The sequence below is a fragment of the Algoriphagus machipongonensis genome, from assembly GCF_000166275.1.
GTDB classification, from domain to species: domain Bacteria; phylum Bacteroidota; class Bacteroidia; order Cytophagales; family Cyclobacteriaceae; genus Algoriphagus; species Algoriphagus machipongonensis.
In genome coordinates this window covers 4,060,710-4,079,673 of the sequence record NZ_CM001023.1, presented here as the reverse complement: position 1 = coordinate 4,079,673, position 18,964 = coordinate 4,060,710, and the positions used below count along the sequence as shown (strand labels likewise).

General features: G+C 39.2%; 12 protein-coding genes and 1 pseudogene. 4 read left to right on the top strand and 9 right to left on the bottom strand.

Annotated features, from left to right (window positions below; translation table 11 throughout):
- Positions 1–2 precede the first annotated feature (2 nt).
- Together ALPR1_RS17130 and ALPR1_RS21105 are read left to right on the top strand one after the other, a co-directional pair.
- On the top strand, positions 3–1,544 hold the full coding sequence (locus ALPR1_RS17130) for an ATP-binding protein (RefSeq protein ID WP_008202580.1): 1,542 nt from the start codon (positions 3–5) through the stop codon (positions 1,542–1,544).
- Positions 1,545–1,721: 177 nt separating this feature from the next.
- Positions 1,722–1,874, top strand: a pseudogene (locus ALPR1_RS21105) (DeoR family transcriptional regulator); the annotation flags it as partial.
- Between the two features lie 654 nt (positions 1,875–2,528).
- Here ALPR1_RS21105 and ALPR1_RS17125 read toward each other — a convergent pair.
- The 5 genes from ALPR1_RS17125 to ALPR1_RS17105 form a co-directional block, all read right to left on the bottom strand.
- Positions 2,529–4,022 carry a sodium:solute symporter gene (locus tag ALPR1_RS17125; RefSeq protein WP_008202578.1) on the bottom strand — a complete coding sequence of 498 codons (1,494 nt, stop codon included), beginning with the start codon at positions 4,020–4,022 and terminating at the stop codon, positions 2,529–2,531.
- Positions 4,023–4,051: 29 nt separating this feature from the next.
- Positions 4,052–4,984: a dihydrodipicolinate synthase family protein gene (locus tag ALPR1_RS17120; protein ID WP_008202576.1), complete on the bottom strand. Its 933-nt coding sequence runs from the start codon at positions 4,982–4,984 to the stop codon at positions 4,052–4,054.
- Positions 4,985–5,002: 18 nt separating this feature from the next.
- Complete coding sequence (locus ALPR1_RS17115) at positions 5,003–6,013, bottom strand: sialidase family protein (protein ID WP_008202574.1); 1,011 nt, start codon at positions 6,011–6,013, stop codon at positions 5,003–5,005.
- A gap of 89 nt (positions 6,014–6,102) precedes the next feature.
- Positions 6,103–7,290, bottom strand: coding sequence for a glucuronyl esterase domain-containing protein (locus ALPR1_RS17110; protein WP_008202572.1), 1,188 nt, complete (start codon positions 7,288–7,290; stop codon positions 6,103–6,105).
- A 6-nt stretch (positions 7,291–7,296) separates the two neighbouring features.
- Complete coding sequence (locus ALPR1_RS17105) at positions 7,297–8,751, bottom strand: PhoPQ-activated pathogenicity-related family protein (RefSeq protein WP_008202571.1); 1,455 nt, start codon at positions 8,749–8,751, stop codon at positions 7,297–7,299.
- Between the two features lie 270 nt (positions 8,752–9,021).
- Here ALPR1_RS17105 and ALPR1_RS17100 point away from each other — a divergent pair, with 270 nt between their 5' ends.
- Positions 9,022–11,631 (top strand): alkaline phosphatase D family protein, encoded by a 2,610-nt coding sequence (locus ALPR1_RS17100; protein ID WP_050776408.1) that lies wholly within the window; start codon positions 9,022–9,024, stop codon positions 11,629–11,631.
- Between the two features lie 33 nt (positions 11,632–11,664).
- Here ALPR1_RS17100 and ALPR1_RS17095 read toward each other — a convergent pair whose 3' ends face one another.
- The 4 genes from ALPR1_RS17095 to ALPR1_RS17080 form a co-directional block, all read right to left on the bottom strand.
- On the bottom strand, positions 11,665–12,129 hold the full coding sequence (locus tag ALPR1_RS17095; protein WP_008202569.1) for a hypothetical protein: 465 nt from the start codon (positions 12,127–12,129) through the stop codon (positions 11,665–11,667).
- A gap of 98 nt (positions 12,130–12,227) precedes the next feature.
- Positions 12,228–13,397 carry a sialidase family protein gene (locus tag ALPR1_RS17090; protein ID WP_202795639.1) on the bottom strand — a complete coding sequence of 390 codons (1,170 nt, stop codon included), beginning with the start codon at positions 13,395–13,397 and terminating at the stop codon, positions 12,228–12,230.
- 301 nt (positions 13,398–13,698) lie between these two features.
- Entirely contained in the window at positions 13,699–15,531 is a 1,833-nt protein-coding gene (locus ALPR1_RS17085) for a metallophosphoesterase (RefSeq protein WP_008202567.1), read from the bottom strand.
- A gap of 17 nt (positions 15,532–15,548) precedes the next feature.
- Entirely contained in the window at positions 15,549–16,628 is a 1,080-nt protein-coding gene (locus tag ALPR1_RS17080) for a phosphatidylinositol-specific phospholipase C1-like protein (RefSeq protein WP_008202566.1), read from the bottom strand.
- Positions 16,629–16,880: 252 nt separating this feature from the next.
- Here ALPR1_RS17080 and ALPR1_RS17075 point away from each other — a divergent pair, with 252 nt between their 5' ends.
- Positions 16,881–18,689: an alkaline phosphatase gene (locus ALPR1_RS17075; protein WP_008202564.1), complete on the top strand. Its 1,809-nt coding sequence runs from the start codon at positions 16,881–16,883 to the stop codon at positions 18,687–18,689.
- Positions 18,690–18,964 lie beyond the last annotated feature (275 nt).

The following is an 18,964-nucleotide window of genomic DNA, read 5'->3' as shown; positions in this document are numbered from 1 at the left end:
GAATGGAGAATTTCAATTTAACTTTTACCGCAAATATTGCTGAATCATATAAAAGGCTATCTTATAAGCTATGGTATGCACTGGCAGAATATATAGATAACTCTACTCAAGCTTATCATGAAAATAAAGATGTTCTAGACGAGCAACTTAAAATAGATGGTGAGACCTTACACGTCCTAATAGAATACTATAGAGGAGAAAACCTCTCAGATGATTACTTTGAAATTAAGGACAACTCCATTGGGATGGATGAAGCAGTCCTAAAAAGAGCATTTAATACAGGTCAAAAACCAGAAATCAATACAGGACGCAGCAAATACGGTTTAGGTCTAAAAACCTCTTCGTTTTGGCTTGGTGACAAATGGTCTGTTACTACTTCTCGACTTGGAAGTAAAAAAGAATTCTCCATTCTTGTAGATATTGAAAAAATAGAGGAGGGTAATATCTCTCTTGAATTGAATGAAACGGACGTTCCAGAAGATTCACATTACACAATTATTAGAGTTTGGGGCTTGCATAGAAGGTTTGTGGGTAGAACCTTATCTAAGGTTAGTTCTTATTTATCTTCAATCTATCGCTATGATTTAATTTCTGAGAAATTAGAAATAAAGTGGATGGATAAATACTTAAGCTGGAAAAACCTAGACGAACTTTTAGTTGAAAACTTTGAAGGTGAAAGAACAAAAAAGGAATTTGAATTTGTTGTTGACGATAAACCTGTTAAAGGTTGGGCAGGCGTTTTAAATCGAGGTGATCGAGGTCAGGCTGGCTTTGCCCTTGTTCAATCCGAAAGGGTTATAAATACAAATTATCGTCCAAGTGAAATATTTGGTGAGCAAGATGGAGGTAGGAATGATTTGGTAAATCAAAGGCTCATTGGAGAAATTTTTATTGACGGTTTCGATGTCAGTCATACAAAAGATCAAATTCTGTGGTCTGGTGAACAAGAAGAACAACTAGAAAACAAACTAAAAGAAGAAGTTAAAGAACTCGTTAGGATAGCCCTAACAAGACGAGTAAGGGAGTCTGTAGATATATCCGATGTTAAGACTATTGAAGTAGCCATGGGCAATTTGCATCATGAAATGGAAAACAAAGTAACCGTTGATCTCATAGAGAATATTGAAATCCCACCAGAAATTGCTTTAGAAAAAGCAAATAATTTCTTGTTAGAGGCTGTAGTGAATAGAATATCAGAACCTGTAATTATCAAACTGGGGAGTTTGATTGTAAAACTCTATACTGATGAAGATATGTCTCCATTTGATCCTTACGTAATATCTGATTCGGCAACAAAAAATAATGAGAACTATGAATTAGTTGTTGTCTTTAACCCAAACCACCCACACTGGCAAGAGATAAAAGATGATAATGGTGTACTCGTTTTTCTAAGGCATGTTGTTTACGATGGCGTGTCTGAATGGAAAGCTTGGAATAAGACAGGAAAAATAGGACATGATACAGTCAAATTCATAAAAGACAACTTATTGCGGATTCCATTTGAAATAGAGAAAGAACGTAATGAAGGTGATTCGAGAGAGTAATTTTCACAAGTCATTCACATTTGCAATTTGCACAAGCCAGCCCACAATCCAAAAATTGCAAATGAGTATTCCTTCACTAACCAGAAAAAAGAAAAAAAACTACCTACAACAATCGCTATAAAAACATGCCCTTCGGGGCACGTTTCATAGCCGAGACCGTTATGGAAATCGAAGGGAGAAATAGTAACTACTGCTTATGCTGAAAACTTTGATATTGGCGATCGAAATGCTCGTAGAGACATTATTGATTTAGTAGAAAAGGGTTTATTGATAAAAACAGGCGATTTAAAAACATCCAAATACCTTTATAAAGGTAGAAGCGTCCAATAAATGTCCGATAACAAGGTGAATGTTCGATAAATGTCCAATAAGCAGCCTACCCTTCTCAGCTATACATATTGCCAAATCGCTTAATGCAACCCCGCAAACCAAAACTTGTCAAAGAGTATGGCTGCCCATCGCACAGTGGTAAACCGAAACATTCTGCTACTAAAGGGAAAATACACGGCATACCACATGGGCTAAAAAAACATAGGGAATTCGGTGGTGTTCGAGAGTTCAGATAGTCCACCAATCCAAAATTTTGATAATGTTTAAGTAAATTGAATTATAAAAATATTTGGATTGGCTAAGTGGTAAACAGAAAGTGCAGTGTTTCAAAACTCCCCTACGCTTCTTATACTAACCGTTGGGCAATAAGTGGTTAAAATGAAATGTAGAGCAATTAATGAAATTTACGGTAAACTGAAAATGAAGTGCTTCGAAATGCCAAACGCTTCATACACCAACCGCTACTGCTCATACAGAGGACCGATCTAGTAAAAAAAACTTAACTTGTTTTATATGGAGTAACTTCTTGAAAATGTTAACTTTAATAAACTTTTGTGCTAGTGACCTGATTTTCATTAGAGCTGGGCAAAATTGCTAGTTGAAAACACAGTGTCTTTGAATATTGATGTGATTTAAAACCAGAAAAACCAAGTCTTAAAGGCTTGGTTTTTTCTTTTTGCCGGAAAGCGTAAGCAAGAAACCTAGTATAAAAATGGTCAATGTTCCCAAAACGATCGTCATATTGCTATGGAGCGGGTTTTGATAAATATCCAGATCTCCTGTCAAGAAAAAGCTTCCCAAACTCATCCAAAAGATGACCAATACTCCAGCTAATACGGCAATGGCGGCCTGATTACTTTGGGTGGATTTTACTATAAACCCAAGTAGGAATAAGCCTAATATTCCTCCGCTAAAAATGGAGGCCAAGGCCCACCAAGCATCCAAAGCACTTTCTACTCCATTGAAAGCAAGTCCAACAAAGATGCTTAGGAGGCCTGTTAGGACAGAGGCTGCTTTCAAAACGAATAAAGAGGTTTTCTCTGAAGGATTAGGGTGGATGTACTTTTTATAATGGTCAGAAAGTATGACTGTAGCAGAGCTATTTACACTGGTAGAAACTGAGCTCATTCCAGCTGCAAAAATCGATGCGATCAACAATCCTGTAATACCGGTAGGTAATTGAGAGACGATAAAATAAGGAAATACCTTATCGCTGTTTTCAAGGCCCGAAATAGTAGCTGGAAGCAGATCTGGCTGTGCTTGATAGAAAGCAAAAAGAGCTGTTCCGATGAAGAAAAATATTAAGGAAACCGGAACATAGAGTAGACTTCCAAGCCAAGTAGATTTGATGGCTTCTTTTTCATTTTTAGCGCTGATATAGCGTTGAACGTAATTCTGATCTATCCCGAAATTCTGCAGATTGATAAATAAGCCATAAACTAAAATCATCCAAAATGTAGCGCTTGTAAAGTCTAATTGGAAGCTCCCTAAACTGAATTTATCTCCCTCTGCAGCAATTCGAAAAACTTCTGTTGGCCCACCAGGGATCTCCCAGAAAATGATGCCCAAGCAGGTGATTGCCCCAAGAATTAATACAATTCCTTGGATAGCATCGGTCCAGATGACGGCTTCAATTCCACCCATCATGGAATACCCAATCACAGAGATTCCGGTGATAATGATGATCATGGGTATGCTCCACCCAAATAGTGCGTTCATGGGTAATGCCAATAAATACAGGATGGTCCCCATACGGGCTAACTGAGTCAATAAATAACAAACAGAGGCATAGACTCTTGCCCAAAGACCAAAACGCTGCTCCAAGTAGAAATAAGCTGATTCGCTATTCAATTTTCTATAAAGGGGAACAAAAAACTTGACTGCAATCCATGCTGCCAGTGGAATTGATAAGCTGAACACAAAACCATTCCAATTCGATAAGTAGGCATTTCCCGGCAAGGCTAGAAAGCTGATTGAACTCACAAAAGTGGCGAAAATTGACATGCCTATCGCCCAAGTGGGTAGCCTTCCTCCCCCAGTAGTAAAGTCCAATGAAGTTCTTTTTCGAAAGGAAAAGGAAATCCCGAAGCCAACTATCGCCAACATATAGATTAAAAAAACAAGGAGGTCAAAAATGGGAAGATCCATGTCGGGAATGGCAGATTAAAGGTTGGTGATCATTTAGATAAATTGCTATTGACGGATTCTTTAACGGCAGCATATCGCTCTTTTAAAGAGGTGACTTCATCCTCATCAAAGGATGTGAGCGGTAAAGCCAATACATTTGGACAAAGCCCTTCAAAGCTTAAGGAAGCTTTCAGTCCCTTTAAATAGCTTGACTTGTAGGTGCCTTGTTGATAAAGGTTTTGACTTAAAAACTGAACTGTTTCATTGAGCTTCTTAGTATTTTCTAGATTCCCAGATTTGATGGACTCATAAAATTGTACATACAGTTTTGGGAAAAGATTTGCTCCGCCGGTGACACCTCCAGATCCACCCATTTCCATGGCTTCTTTTAAAATCTCTTCGGGTCCCATCAGGACCGTGAATCCAGGTTGATTTTTAAAAGCTTCGCATAGCTGTTGGAAGTATTCTTTATTGCCAGAACTGTCTTTGATCCCAATAATATTGGAATGTTTCGCTAGTGATTTGATAGTTTCTAACTCTAAATGAATTCCGGTATGGGAAGGCATATTGTAGAGGAAAAGCGGTAGTGCAACCTCATCTGCGAGCCGAGAAAAATAGTTGATCAATTCGTCTTGATCCACATTCACATAAAAGGGATTGGTAGCAACTAATATATCAGCTCCGGATTTTTTGGCCAAACTTGCAAGCTCTATGCTTTCCTGAAATGAGCAGTCAGAAATCCCGACCAACACCGGAACTCTTTTATTCACAATCTGGCAAGTTAATTCGATGAGTTTCTTCTTAACTTCTTTGCTCAAACTGGCAAATTCTCCTGTAGTGCCTAAAATAAATAGGCCATGAACACCACCGGAAATGATATGTTCGATCAATACTGGTAAACTCGCTTCATCTAAAGAAAAATCAGAGTTTAGCGGGGTAACCATGGGTGGAATGATCCCTTGAATTGGAGTAATTAATGACATAGAATTGGGAGAGTTTTTTTAATCTAAAGACAGGGAAACGTATTTTATTTTCTCCCGATTGTAAGTATAGGTCATGTGCACAGTGCCATCTTCGGCTTGGATAATTGCTGGATAGCTAAACTCACCTTCGGGCTGGTCCTCCATCACGTGGATTTCTTCCCAATTAACGCCGTCTTCAGACATCATCAATGAAAGCTTGTTTCTTCCCTCTTTTATCGGATTACAAAGCAGAAGTTGAACCCCATTTTTAAGTGTTACCGCGTCAATCCCAGAGTTGTTGTGTACAAGACCTGTGGAGCTTACTGGAGACCAGGTTTTTCCACCGTCGGTGGACCAAGTGGTGCCAATGACATGTTCCTGAGTTCTTGCCAACATCTGGAGTTTTCCATTAGGATAGGTTAATACAGTAGGTTGAATAGCATGAAAAGCTCCGTTGTCTATAGCTATCTTTTTCCAATCCTGGATATCTGAAGTTGTGGTTTCCACGTGCATGCTCCAAACCCCATTGGTTTCAAAGCTACTGGGATGAAGTAGTGTTCCATCTGCCAGGGTAACAGATTTGTTTTTCACAGGACCAAGCATCCCGGGAGGGATTTGTATTGCTTTTGACCAAGTTTTCCCTCCATCATCTGAGGTTTTGTATAGCCCCCACCATTCTCTGGGATTTGGTCCTTCCTTGTAGAAAAGTACAAGCTGTCCATTTGGATTTCTGTAGAGAACTGGGTTCCAGGTAGGGTTTCTGAAATCTTTGTTTTCCACACCATCGGCAACCATCTTTGGGGTTGACCATGATCCATCCGATAATAATGCGGTATATATGCTGACGTCTGGATGCCTTTCGTAGGTGCCACCAAACCAAGCTGCCATAATCCCATCAGGAGTCTCAACTAAAGTGGAGGCATGACAAGATGGAAAAGGAGCATTTTCATAGATGAATTCTGATTTTAGAATTTTGACCTCTACTTTTTCTTGGGGGTGGTAGTTATTGTTAAAAGCCAGCAGGAAAAAAAGGCTTATCAGGTAGGTCATAAAGGCTAGGGCTAAAGTGTATGAATTGAAATTAATGCTTCAAAAAGCAATAAATAGTTTAAATAACCGTCTTGTGCTTACCTGAATTTTTATTGGTTTAACTCAATAAAATCCATGAAGTGATTCCAGTCTTCTAAAGTTAAATTATGCTTTCCTTCTCTAATGTGATATCCAGAATGTTTTTGTAATACTGGGGCTTTGAGATTCTCAAAATCATCTGGAAAAGCAACAGGCTGCTCATATATTTCAGAATAAATTCTGCTACCGATTTTTAGAGATAGGTATTCTCCTTTGGGGTCTGCCCATCGATCTTCACGAGCACTGGAAAAATAAACGGATCTAGGAGCCATCATCATGGCTAACATGTGCTGATCAATAGGTAAGGATTCCTCATGATCTGCGTAGTTTTTAAAGTTGTCATTAAACCAATGTGGAAAAGCATTATTGATGATTTTGACAGTTTCTCCAAATTTACGGCGTGATAGAGCAGCTCCTCCGCAGCCAGATTCATTGGAAATAACAACCGACCATCTTTCGTCAATGGCACCGGTCCATAAAGCAGTTTTTCCTGACCGTGAATGACCTACGATGGTTGATTTTTTTGCATCAATCAAAGGATCTTTTTCAAAATAATCCATCGCTCTCATGGCAGCCCATCCCCAAGCCCCAAATGTTCTCATGCCCGCTGGATTAGGAAGCTCTTCTGGATAAAGGTTAGAAATAACGCCTTCGGAGAATCGTTCTGCATCATCTGGAGCAACTGTTTCGCCATGAAAAGATGCTGTAGCAAATCCACGTTTGATTATGTTTTCTACTGGCCAGTAGCCATCTTCAGCAATTTTACCATCCTCACTTTTTTCTCTGTGATTGACCAGCAGAATTACTGGGGAGGGTTTGCTGCTATTTTGTGGTAGAAATAAATTCAGTCTCATGCTGTGTTTTTGACCCTTTCTTGATACCCTAATATCGATTTCCTTAAAAATAGCCAACCCTTCCAATGGGTTTTGACTCTCAGAAACTTCCTCAAACTTTATTTCATCAAAGTCTCCAGGTATGGGACCGTATACTTCCTCAGTAAAAAGGTTTATTAGCTCTGGTCTTCTAATGTTCTCCCATTCGGAAATGCTCGTGATTACCTTTCCTTCTTTGCTAATAAAAGGGTCGGGGAGGGCTAAAGGCGGAACTTTACTTTCATCTTCATTGACGTCATATTGTGCCATAAGTATTGAGTTTAGGGAAATGACCAGGATAGCAGTGAAAAATAGTGATTTGAGCATGGGAGATTAATTTGAGTTTGCATTAGCTTCCCGTTCAGGAGTTGTGTATTCAAAAGGGTAGGTTCTCGGTAAGACTTCCACTCCGCTAGTTACTTTCAGAGGAGCCTGCCCTGCAAAAGTGACTTCCATCAGAAATGCCTTGTAGCCTGTCTCAGGTTGTTCCATTTGATATTCATAAAGTCCATCTTCCTGGGATTCCATTTCTATCGAAGTCCAGTTGGGTCCAAAGACATCCACTCTAAAATCCCGGGTGCTTTCATTATATGCGGTCCAAATTTTTACAGAAATAGGCTGGTTAGAACTGTCAGCCTGAAAGGATATCCTATCACCTTCGATAGACCATTGGTATTTAGGTCTTTCAATTTCATTGATCACGGAGGAATAAAAGGAAACCATATTGGGCAAGGCGTCTGATTGACTTAAATCATGACCGAAATTTGGGACGTATTGCACATGTTTTTCTCCTTTTAAGTCATTCCAATAAAACTCCCAGCTATCTGGTTGAAAAAACTGATCTCCAGCGGCATTGATCAGTAATTTTGGCATATCCAATTCAGGTAAAAAGGAGTAAGGTTCGGTAATCTCCAAGAGCCTATCAAACTCTGGTGTTCCCATCCATTCCATGATGCCTTCACTGACATAGTTTCCTACAGCAGGTGCCCAAAAACCATAGTTTTTCCAATGATGTTTAAAGGAAGGCTCCAGGTTTAGCATATCTATCACAATAGGGATAATAGCTACAACTCGATCATCCACTGCAGCTGTAGTCCAGGTAGTCCACCCTCTTTTGGAAGCACCTGCCACTACATAGTTTTTTAGATTGATATCGTAGTAGGTTTTGGCAATTTCCGAAGTGGCATCCATCGCCAGTTTCACAGCCTTGGTCATGGGGAGTCTTGCCAGCCAAATAGCATCTTCATCTTTTGCGCCTCCTTCCAGAAATTTCCTCCAGCCATATGCAATGATGGCATCCTCAGTTCTTGCGCCTTCCGGATCGTTTTTGAAAGTCAAGGGTTGGAAGGGTATGTTATGAACTTGGGCTACAATGGAATTGCTTTGCAAAGCTGCTTGTAAAATCAACTGATCGGGTTCTTCAGGTAATTTTGTCTTGGTACTTCCTCCGCCGATCCACATCAAACCAGTTTCAAAGCTCGTTTCTCTAGGGACGACTATACTTACCCAATGCCACCATTCTGTTTGATCTACGAGATCAGGACTTAGCCAATGCTGGGAAGTCATTTTTAAGACATGAAAATCATAGTCTTGTCCAGTAACGGTTCTGACCACTTCAAATTTAAATGCAGTATCAGGTGCCATCACGTAATCTTTCAGAATACTATCTGATTTTTCTGGGGGCGGGGCCTCTTCTTTTTTCTGAGCTTGATCACAGGATTCAAAAAATGTGAAAAAGATCAACAGGCCAAGTATGAATTGTATACGATTTGAAAAATTGAAGTTCATCAAATAATTGGGTTATGTTAATTTTTAAAAAGCTAATGATTTAAACTAAGATGAGCAATTTAGAGAAATCGAATTTTATCAGGAGAAGGTAATAGAATGGTCGTTTTTTCGGTTGATTAGAAAAAATAGCCTAATTTCTGCCCTCTTTTTGCAAAATGTACCCTCTATTTCTTGCTTCGAAATGTAAGATATTAGAATATCAATAAAGGAAGAGTTTCGTTAATCCGAAAAATGTTAAACAAGAAATAAATCCCGATTACCATAATTACTATGAAAAGAAGAACCGCCGTAAAGGCAATGGCCCTAAGCTCTGTCACCCCAATGTTTTTACCTCAAGCATTCACAAGCCTCAAAAAACTATTGGGGGTTAAAGAGGCTGCATTTAAAAGTACCTGGGAAAATTGGCCCAATATGAAATGGATAGGGCCGGAGTTTTGGGGGAATCGTCTTCAGGATTGGGAATTACTTGAGGGGAAAGCAAGCTGTGTTATTTCTGCTCCCAACCGAGCACTACATGTGCTTACTCATCAGTTAGGAGATACATCAAAAGATTTTGAACAGTCTGTTTCAATCCTCTGGAATAATTCCGATCTCATAGGAAAAGCGGAGGCTTATGCTGGCTTTAGATTAGGTGCGAAAGGAAGGTTTCCTGATTATAGATCTGCTGCGGTTTTCGGAGAAGGCCTTGATGTTGGGGTAAATGGGGCAGGTCAATTATTTATTGGTGAAAACACCTCTAGAGACACAATCGATCTAGCCCAAGACATCAATTTGAGTTTGAAAGCAGAATATGCGGAGGGAAAATACAAACTAGTCCTTAGTGCAAATATCCTTGGAGAAAAAGACCCTCAAGTAAGTTTGGTTAAATCCGATATTGATCCCGAAGTACTAGTGGGGAATATAGCTTTAGTATCCCACTGCCCTCAAAAGTTGGGAGGAGAAAAGGCACTGGCTTCTTTTGGAGATTGGATGTTTAGCGGAGATAAAATCGTCGAAAAAGCAGATCAGCTTTTTGGGCCAATTTGCTTTGCACAGTACACCTTGCATAAAGGAATATTGAAAATGACGGCGCAACTGGCTCCTGTTGAAGAAATTGAGGGCCTGAAAATCTCACTTCAAATAAAGGAAGGAGAGGCTTGGCAAAGTATTCAGGAATCAGATTTAGACCCAATTGGGCGAATTGCTCAATTTAGAATTCAGGATTGGCAAAAAGATAAGGTATTTCCTTTTCGAGTTCATTTAGAAGTCCCATTAAAAAACAGGAATCAGGATTTTGACTTTTATGGAGAGATCGCCGCAGAACCAGCATCAACCGAGGAGTTGAAGGTGGCCGTGTTTAGCTGTAATGCTGATCATGGGTTTCCAGATGAAGAAGTATCCATTCATGTCAAAAAGCATCAGCCTGACATGGCCTTATTTCTTGGAGACCAGTTTTATGAGGGTACGGGAGGTTTTGGAATCCAGACAGATAGAATAGAAAAGTCTAGCTTAGACTACCTGCGTAAATGGTACATGTTTGGCTGGTCTTATAGAAATATTTTCAGAAAAGTTCCTACTGCATTTATTCCGGATGATCATGATGTATATCATGGAAATGTTTGGGGTGAAGGTGGCAAGCATGCTCCTTCTGACCAAGGTTGGGGGTATGTGGCTCAGGATCAGGGAGGCTATAAAATGGCAGCTGAATGGGTCAACATGATCCAAGCGACCCAAACCAGCCATTTGCCGGACCCTTATGATCCAAGACCTGTTAAGCAGGGGATCAATGTATATTACACAGACTGGAGTTATGGCGGGGTTAGTTTTGCAATTTTAGAAGATAGGAAATTCAAATCAGCACCTAAAAATGTACTTCCCGAAGAGGCTAAAATTCAGAATGGATTTATCCAAAACACCGAATTTGATATCAAAAAGTATTATGATATCGATGCTGAACTTTTAGGTCAAAGGCAGATGGATTTCTTAAAGAATTGGGCTGAAAATTGGGATAATGGAGTAGAGATGAAAGCCGTTTGTTCGCAAACAAATTTCTGTACTGTTGCCACTTTGCCTGAAGGGAGTATCATAGATTCAATAGTCCCAAGTTTAGCCATTCCTGAAAAAGGCGAATATGTCACAGGAGATGCGCCTACTTCGGATATGGATTCCAATGGTTGGCCTCAAAAAGGCAGAGACGAGGCGGTGAGAGTTATTCGGAAAGCTTTTGCATTACATATCGCGGGAGATCAACATTTGGCAAGTACGGTACACTATGGAGTAGATGAGTTTAGAGATTCGGGGTATGCCTTTGCTGGACCTGCCTTGAATAACCTTTGGCCTAGAAGATGGTGGCCACAGGTTTCAGAAGACCATCAGCCGATCCCAGGGAAAGAAAAAAATACCGGTGATTTTATGGATGGCTTTGGAAACAAGATGACGATTCATGCGGTTGCGAACCCTTATAAAACCGGTTTTGAACCCTCGCGGATATATGACCGAGGAACAGGTTACGGTATTATCACCTTCGATAAGTCTAACAGGAAAATGAAAATTGAATGTTGGCCAAGAAATGTAGATCCAATTTCTAATCCCACAGGACAATATGAGGGCTGGCCTATTGAGGTTTCCCAAGATGACAACTATGCAAGAAAGGCTGTTGGGTATTTGCCAGAAATTCAGGTAAGAGGAGTGAAGAGGCCTTTGCTTCAGTTGGTCAATGAAAAAACAGGTGAGTTAGAATATGCCCTTAGATTAAAAGGGGACAGTTTTACGCCCAAGGTTTTCTCAAATGACCCTTTCCAGGTTATTTTGATAGATACAGAATCCAGGAAAAAGGTTGAAAAAACTAAGATTGAAATAGCGGAGAGGCAATCCGATCCCCTAATTTTTGATTTTAGCTGAAAATAGTGAAGCCCGGTTTAACCGGGCTTTTTTTTAAGAAACAAGTTTGCTGGTAAAGCCTTCAAATTTCATTAATGATTTAGATTCTCTTTTTAACTCTAATTGCTCTTGTTCATAGCTTTTTGAAATAAACAGGGCCAATGAAATCAAAGCAAGATTTTTAATGATATACTGGCCGACAAGTGTTGGGGTAAACCAGGACTGCCAAATTTCTTCTGTCAAAACTAAGACAGGTAAGAAAGTGGTGAGCATATGGGCGATTAAAATGTAAAGGGAGATTTTGCTGAGTTTTGGAAAGAGCCAAAGTATACCCAAGGCACATTCAAAAAAGCCGAAGCCAATGCAGAATAGATTAAAATCAAGCCAAGTACCTATCGTTTGGCTGAAAAGGTTTTGGACAAGTGCTTCTGCAGGTGAATAGCCAAGAACTTTTAAGATGCCAAACCAGAAATAAATGGTGAATAAAGATAGACGTCCTAATTGTGAGGTGATTTTCATGGGTTTATTGTTTAAGGAGTGGAAACCTAAACTTTCCCAGAAAGCCTTCCAATGATAAAAATCAGGTTTTTAAAATTTCGAAGGTCAGAGACTTATTTTTAATAGACCCATTTTATCCATTTATAGACGATTTCTGAATAATTATTCTTTTCATAAATGATTCCAATCATGTTCTGCTTGGGTACTACCAAATCACTGTAGGCTGTATAGGCCGATTTCCCTGGATCTTCAACTCCATCGATCAACATAGTTTTAGGCCAAGTTTTACCCTCGTCATAGCTGAATTTTATCGATAAATTATTTCGGTTTAATGTGTCTGCATTATTGGAATGTACCAGAATAAAGCGACCCCTAGAATCCGTGAGTGAAATAATGGAACCTTGGCAAACAGGGTCTGGGAGTTCTTCTTCAAACTCCTCTGAATCCCAAGTATCCCCACCATCCGATGAGTAGGCAAGGATTCTTTGGCGAATATCCCCTTTTTGGTTTCGAATACTCATAATCATTCGATCATTTGGAAGCTCTGCGGCAATGGATTCATTAGATCCTGGAATGGAAATGGGCTCGGATATTCCATAGGTTTTACCATGGTCATCTGTGAAGAAACCATGGGCTTGATATTCACTGAAATTATCTTGGGGATCTCCTTTGGAATGATTTGCTGCTATATAAATTCTCCCTTTATATTTCCCTTGCTGAAACTGAAAGGCATGGCCTGGTGTGTTGGCATAATGCCTCCAATCGTCTTTGAAAGTATAATCTGGATTAAAATCGGGGTTATTGGGGCGGTGAGTTTGACTCGTGATGTTGACAGGATCTTCCCAGGTTTTTCCCAAATCGAATGACTTCATTACCCAAACTTCTCTTACACCTCGGTTCATACGAATATCGTATTCATGATTGTTTCCTGTGTTGAAAAATAAATAAACCACTCCCTCAGGATAGTTGGGGTCAAGCATGTCAACAACAGGAGCTGGATTTCCTGCTTGAAGGGAATCATAGTCCACTAACATTTGGATTGCAGACCAAGTTTTTCCATAATCATGACTTCTTTTCAAGACTAAATTGACATCCCCAAAATCGTCACTTCCATTTACCCTACCTTCTGCAAAGGCTAGTAAGTCTTCATTGGGAAGAGAAATGATCGCTGGGATTCTATAAACCTTATGTCCTTCGGTTCCTCCTTTGAAGACGACGGTTTCCTGAGCGAAATTTGACTCAACCAAAAGGAAAGTGAGCAAGAAAATTAAATAGAAATGTCTCATCATGAGTTCTATAAATGATCTAAATTGAAATGAAGGCTTAAGTTATCACAATTGCTGTGGTATTCTCTTATTAATTTAACTAGAGAAAGGTTGTTTTTGAATGATTTTAAATGAAAGGTGAGGGGGTTGATACTGAAAATGCCTTTGGCATTTGTGGATGATCTTATGATAAGTTAAGAAAAGAACCTTTATGTTAATACGGGTTATAATGTGTCACTGGAATGTTATTGGTAGATAATTAGTGGTGGGATTGACATTAAAAAAGATGATCATTTTTTAGCTTTGGTCCGTTAAGGATTTTGCCTCAGTCCTCTATTTTCTTGATCGTATTATTCTTTAAATCAATGGCAAAATGATCGGAAGGATTAGAATGATATAACTTCTCGAAGATTCCGAAAAACTGGTTTAACTCCCGATTCAGACTCGGTTCTTTGCCTTGACTCTTTTGGCTTAACGAGTAGAAGATATTTTCATATAATCTGATTCTGTCTTCAGAAATCATCTCTTTCCCTAATTCATCCCCATTTTTCAAAAGGTAAAAATCATCGATGAGATAATGATAAGGAAGGGTACTCTTGGTACTTGCTTTTAGCTTTTTCAATTTTTCCTGAAGAAAACTCTCACCCTGGGTTTCATTCATTTCACCCCAGTTTATCAGTTCTTGTGGGGAAAGGTTCTGAAGGAGAATAGCAAGATTTTCAGGCCAATCCGATGGAATAAACCTAGATTTTGTAAGTTCTAATAAATGATTTCGGGTGTACTCCATATAGTCCTGAGAGGCGAGAATTGTACTGTCCCAAATTCCCGGATCTTGTTTTTCAAATAACCACTTGTGCTCCATTCGATATAAGTCAAAGAACTCATTCATATGGTCAACTTCGGTGAGGGGAATTGTTTCGATCTCCAAATTGGAAACATCAGTAGTCTTGACAGTTTTATACGCTGGGGGGAAGGCAGCTAAAGAAGGTACTTGAATGTTATACATGGTATTTTTGGTTCTATGGTCTTGAAAGATTCCAGTGTCATTTATGTGCATATGTCCGGCAAAGTGAATCTGGATACCAGCAGCTGCATAAAGATTGGATGTCTCTCTATGGGGCACTCTTGCAAGTTGAAATTTTTGGTTTCCAAAGAGGGACTTCATTTCCTCTGAAGCTCCATCATGAAACTCCACCAATGGATAATGGCTAAAGGAAATGAGTGTTTTGCCTCTTTTTTTTGCTTCGGAAGTGACTTTACTGATCCAGTCAAGTTGGTGATTTTTGTGGAAAGCGGCCTGATTAAAACCTACGGACGAACCTTTCCACTCACTTCCACTATAAGTATAAACATTTCCATCCAAAGCTAAAAGCCAAACGCCATCTATTGGTTCTACTAAATAGCTTGCATCAGGCAATGTAAGCCTATTTTCACCTGAGGCGTACACCCTTTTTTCTAGATGGGAGTTAGCTTGAACTTGCTCAAAATTGTAATTATCATAATCGAATTCCTCAAAAGGGTGGGTCCAAAAAATATCTTTTTGGCTTGGGAAAAAACCATAGGCTGAAAGAGTCTCTGTGATTTCAGGGTATCCCCAATAATTAATTTGATCGGATATTGCTGTATGGGTGCTAGGATAAACTTCCTTTGAACCAGCTATTGCCTGTTGCCCGCCATAAGTTCCTAGAAAATCACTTTTACCGGCTATTCCTCCAAAGGGCTTTACCGGGTCATGATTTCCAGTGGTCAGGAAAAACCGCATTCCTGAATCAGCGGAATACTGATCTAGGATTTTTTTCAAAGCAAGAACATTCATGGGTTGCCCATCATCTGTAAAATCTCCCGGGAGCACCACCAACTTTATCCCTTTAGTTTTTAAATCCTCCAAAGCGCTGATAAATGAAAAATAATTTTCGTTGAATAATCTAGTAGAATTCAACTGGCTCTTCATGGTACGTATTGTTGCAAATTTTCCAGTTTTAGGGTTTAACACCCCTTTAAATTCATCTGAATTAAGATCTGCATATACATCTTGCAAGTGTACATCTGAAAGGAATGCGATTTCTCTTGACTGAGATTGGGCCTGTAGGTTGGAGTTTGAACATGCCAGTTGAAAGGCGGCACTGAAGAGGATGGGTATGAGCTGTTTTTTATTCAAAATGGGAAGAGCTAATTCTAGTTTTTGACCAAAATAGGGTTTGGCCTTTCGAAAGTATTTCCTTCGAAATTAACTTTGTAATCCGATTTGAAGAAGGTAGATGGCAGATAATAGTCGGTTGAGATTACTTGTGCTCCAGATGCTTTGGCTTTCTCGAAGGTATTATAGTCATTCGACCTAGCCTCTTTTGTATCAGAATCTGCTCGTGTTCGGACCATATAGCCTTTTTTGACTAGCTCTCTGATGTAAGCCTCATCCTTCACAGCATTGTTGATGATTCTAAATCCAGCAGTAGGATTCCCTTCTTTTTTATTGACAAAAAGCACAGCATCTTTTAATTCAGGCTTAGCGCTTAGATATCGATCAATTTTCTCCTCACTTTCATCCAAGACAAAAAGGAATTTTCCTCTCACATCATCAAGCTTCGGCCAGTTGCCAGCTAAAACGGCAGATTCCAAATCCTCAAATTCTCCTTTAACCAAGTCAGGAGTAATCAAATGATCCATTCCCAAATGTGTTCTGATTTCCAAGTCAATGCTGTCTAAAGCAGCAGCTGTGAAAGGAAGTACAGGGCGGGTACCTGGAATATTTCCATCCTTGGCATTGATCAAAACATAAATAGGAGTGTGATCAGGGTTGTTTTCACTCCAGTTTTTCAAAGCTTTCAAGGCATTAGCAAAGAGCAGGTAGTGAGACTGGAAGTCAAGGTCTTGGACGTGAAAAAGCTTTAGTCCAGGTTTAGAAAGTGCATCGCCTGGATCATAATCTGGGATATCTTCACCACTGGATTTGATTATTTCTAACCCTTTCGGATTTGAATATCTTCCTCCTTCAGGATCATGAAAAACATCTAATTCCAAGTTTCTTAAACCTAAATCCAATTGGGCTTCAAAGGGGATATGAGCATATTCTAGGCTTTGGGAAGCGGTTGGGTTTACCTTGGATAAATATTCTAATAAGGAGGGGGACATTTCACTTTTGTAGCTGTTATGGCTACCGATTACTTGAGTCTGATTTATGGAAAGGTCTTGCGCACTTAGATTCAATGAAATATGGGTACAAGCAAAAAATAGGATTAACTGGAATAGGGGTTTCATGCTTCTCTGTTTAGTCTGCAATTATCAATTTTTTTAGCAAAAACCCTGACATAGGGTTTCAACTTATTGTTATGAATTGAAATGGATAAAATAAATCGAATTGTTTAAAATTATACTGTAAATCAATGGGTTAGGTGTTTCTTGTTTTTTGGGATTTATGTTCATTTGATCCTTTACTTTATGGATATATTAAGTCTTTACTTATTCATGGCTTTCAAGCCTTAATTTCTATTGAATGCCTTATTTTTGAGAATGCGTACATTCTTATCAACAACTCTTTTTCTCCTGACTTTAGTTTTTAAGCTGACTGCTCAGAGTTCCAACCCTTTTCAAATTCATTCTCATAACGATTACCTGCAGAAGGTCCCTTTTTGGACAGCTTTTAGTGCAGGAGCAAACTCCATTGAGGTGGATGTGATTTTAAAAGATGGAAAGCTTATGGCGGCTCATGAAGCTGAAAGTATCAAGATAGATCAAACCATTGAAAGCTTGTATTTGGATCCCATTACAGAAGGATTAGAAAATGGCTTGATTACAGAGATCAACTTTCACTTACTTGTTGATTTAAAAACAGAGGCATATACCACATTGGAAGTGTTGGAAGAAAGCATGAAAGCCTATAAGAATATGATGTATAGCTCAAAAAATCCATTTGGGCTAAAACTGATTATTTCAGGAAATAGGCCTAAGCCTGAAGATTACTCCAAGTATCCTGAATGGATGTTTTTTGATTACCAAAGTAAAGTGTTGACTGAAGATTTGCCTTGGGATAAAATAGGAATGGTGAGCCTTAGCTTTCGACAGTTTTCTATATGGAATGGAAAAGGGAGGATGGTAGAAAGTGAACGACAAGAAGTCCAGGATTTTATTGATTTGGTTCACAGTTTTGGTAAGCCTGTGCGCTTTTGGGGATCCCCAGATAGTAAATCTGCCTGGAAGGCTTTCTTTGAAATGGGTGAAGATTATATCAATACTGACCACCCAATCGCAGCTGCTGAGTATTTAAGTAAGTTGGGAGAGAATGTTTATCTAAATCCAGAAATTTCAAAAGTATATCAACCTAAATTCGAAGTGGATGGAGCCCAGGTTCCAATAAAGAATGTGATTTTAATGATCGGAGATGGTAATGGACTTGCCCAGATTTCAGCTGCTCTATTTTCAAATGACAATGAATTGAGTCTTACGCAGCTAAAAAATATGGGCTTGATAAAAACTCAGGCTGCTGATGATTTTACTACGGATTCTGCTGCTGGAGCCACTGCCTATGCTACTGGAGAAAAAACCAATAATAGAGCAATTGGTGTAGGTCCTGATGGAAACCCTTTAAGTAATTTACCAGATGTTTTGGATGCTTTTGGGTTTAATTCTGGGATTATAACCACAGACCAGTTAACAGGAGCTACCCCTGCTTCTTTCTATGCACATCACCCGGAGCGAGATGATTCAGAACAGATCGCAGCCTACTTACCCAGTAGTAATTTGGACCTATTTATTGGTGGAGGGAAAAGCCATTTCACTTCTGAGTTGGAAAACTTGAAAAACAAAGGTTTTAGACTCGCAGAAAGCTTAGAGGATTTATCCGGTGATCGAGTTGGTTTTTTTGCTGCCAATGGATCCTTGCCTAAAAAGTTGGATGGAAGAGGGGATTATTTATTAAAAAGCACCAGTGTAGCACTTAACTTTTTGGAGCAAAAGGAATCGCCTTTCTTCCTGATGGTGGAAGCTGCTAATATTGATTCAGGAGGTCATTCCAATAGCAGCTCGATGATAGTTTCTGAAATGCTTGATTTTGATCAAGTGATCGGAAAAGTAATCCAATACGCCGATGAACATCCTGGAACCTTGATTCTGATTACAGCAGATCATGAGACAGGAGGAGTTTCTATTCCCCAAGGGGATATTTCCTCCCATACAGTGGAGTTAGCTTTTCATAGTGATGATCATACAGGAATAATGGTGCCGATTTTTGCCTATGGAGCTCATGCAGATGAATTTAGGGGTGTTTACGAAAACACTGAAGTATTTCATAAAATCATGAACCTAGTCAAAAAGTATTATTAAAAGCACCTTACCTTTTTCCTAGCAAAGTAAATGGGAGCATAAATATATTCCTGATCAAATCAAATGACAGATCAACTGCAAATCCAAGTAGCCTGAATGGTAATAATAGTAACCAAAAGATAGGATACAGAATCAAGGCGATTAATGCTATTGGCCAGCAAAGGACAAAAAGAATACACCAGAGTAAGAAACTAAGCATAGTTGATTTTATTTAATCACTTAAAATGCAAAAGGCATTCCAGCTTAAGAAATTAGCCATTATAGAGCATATCTGC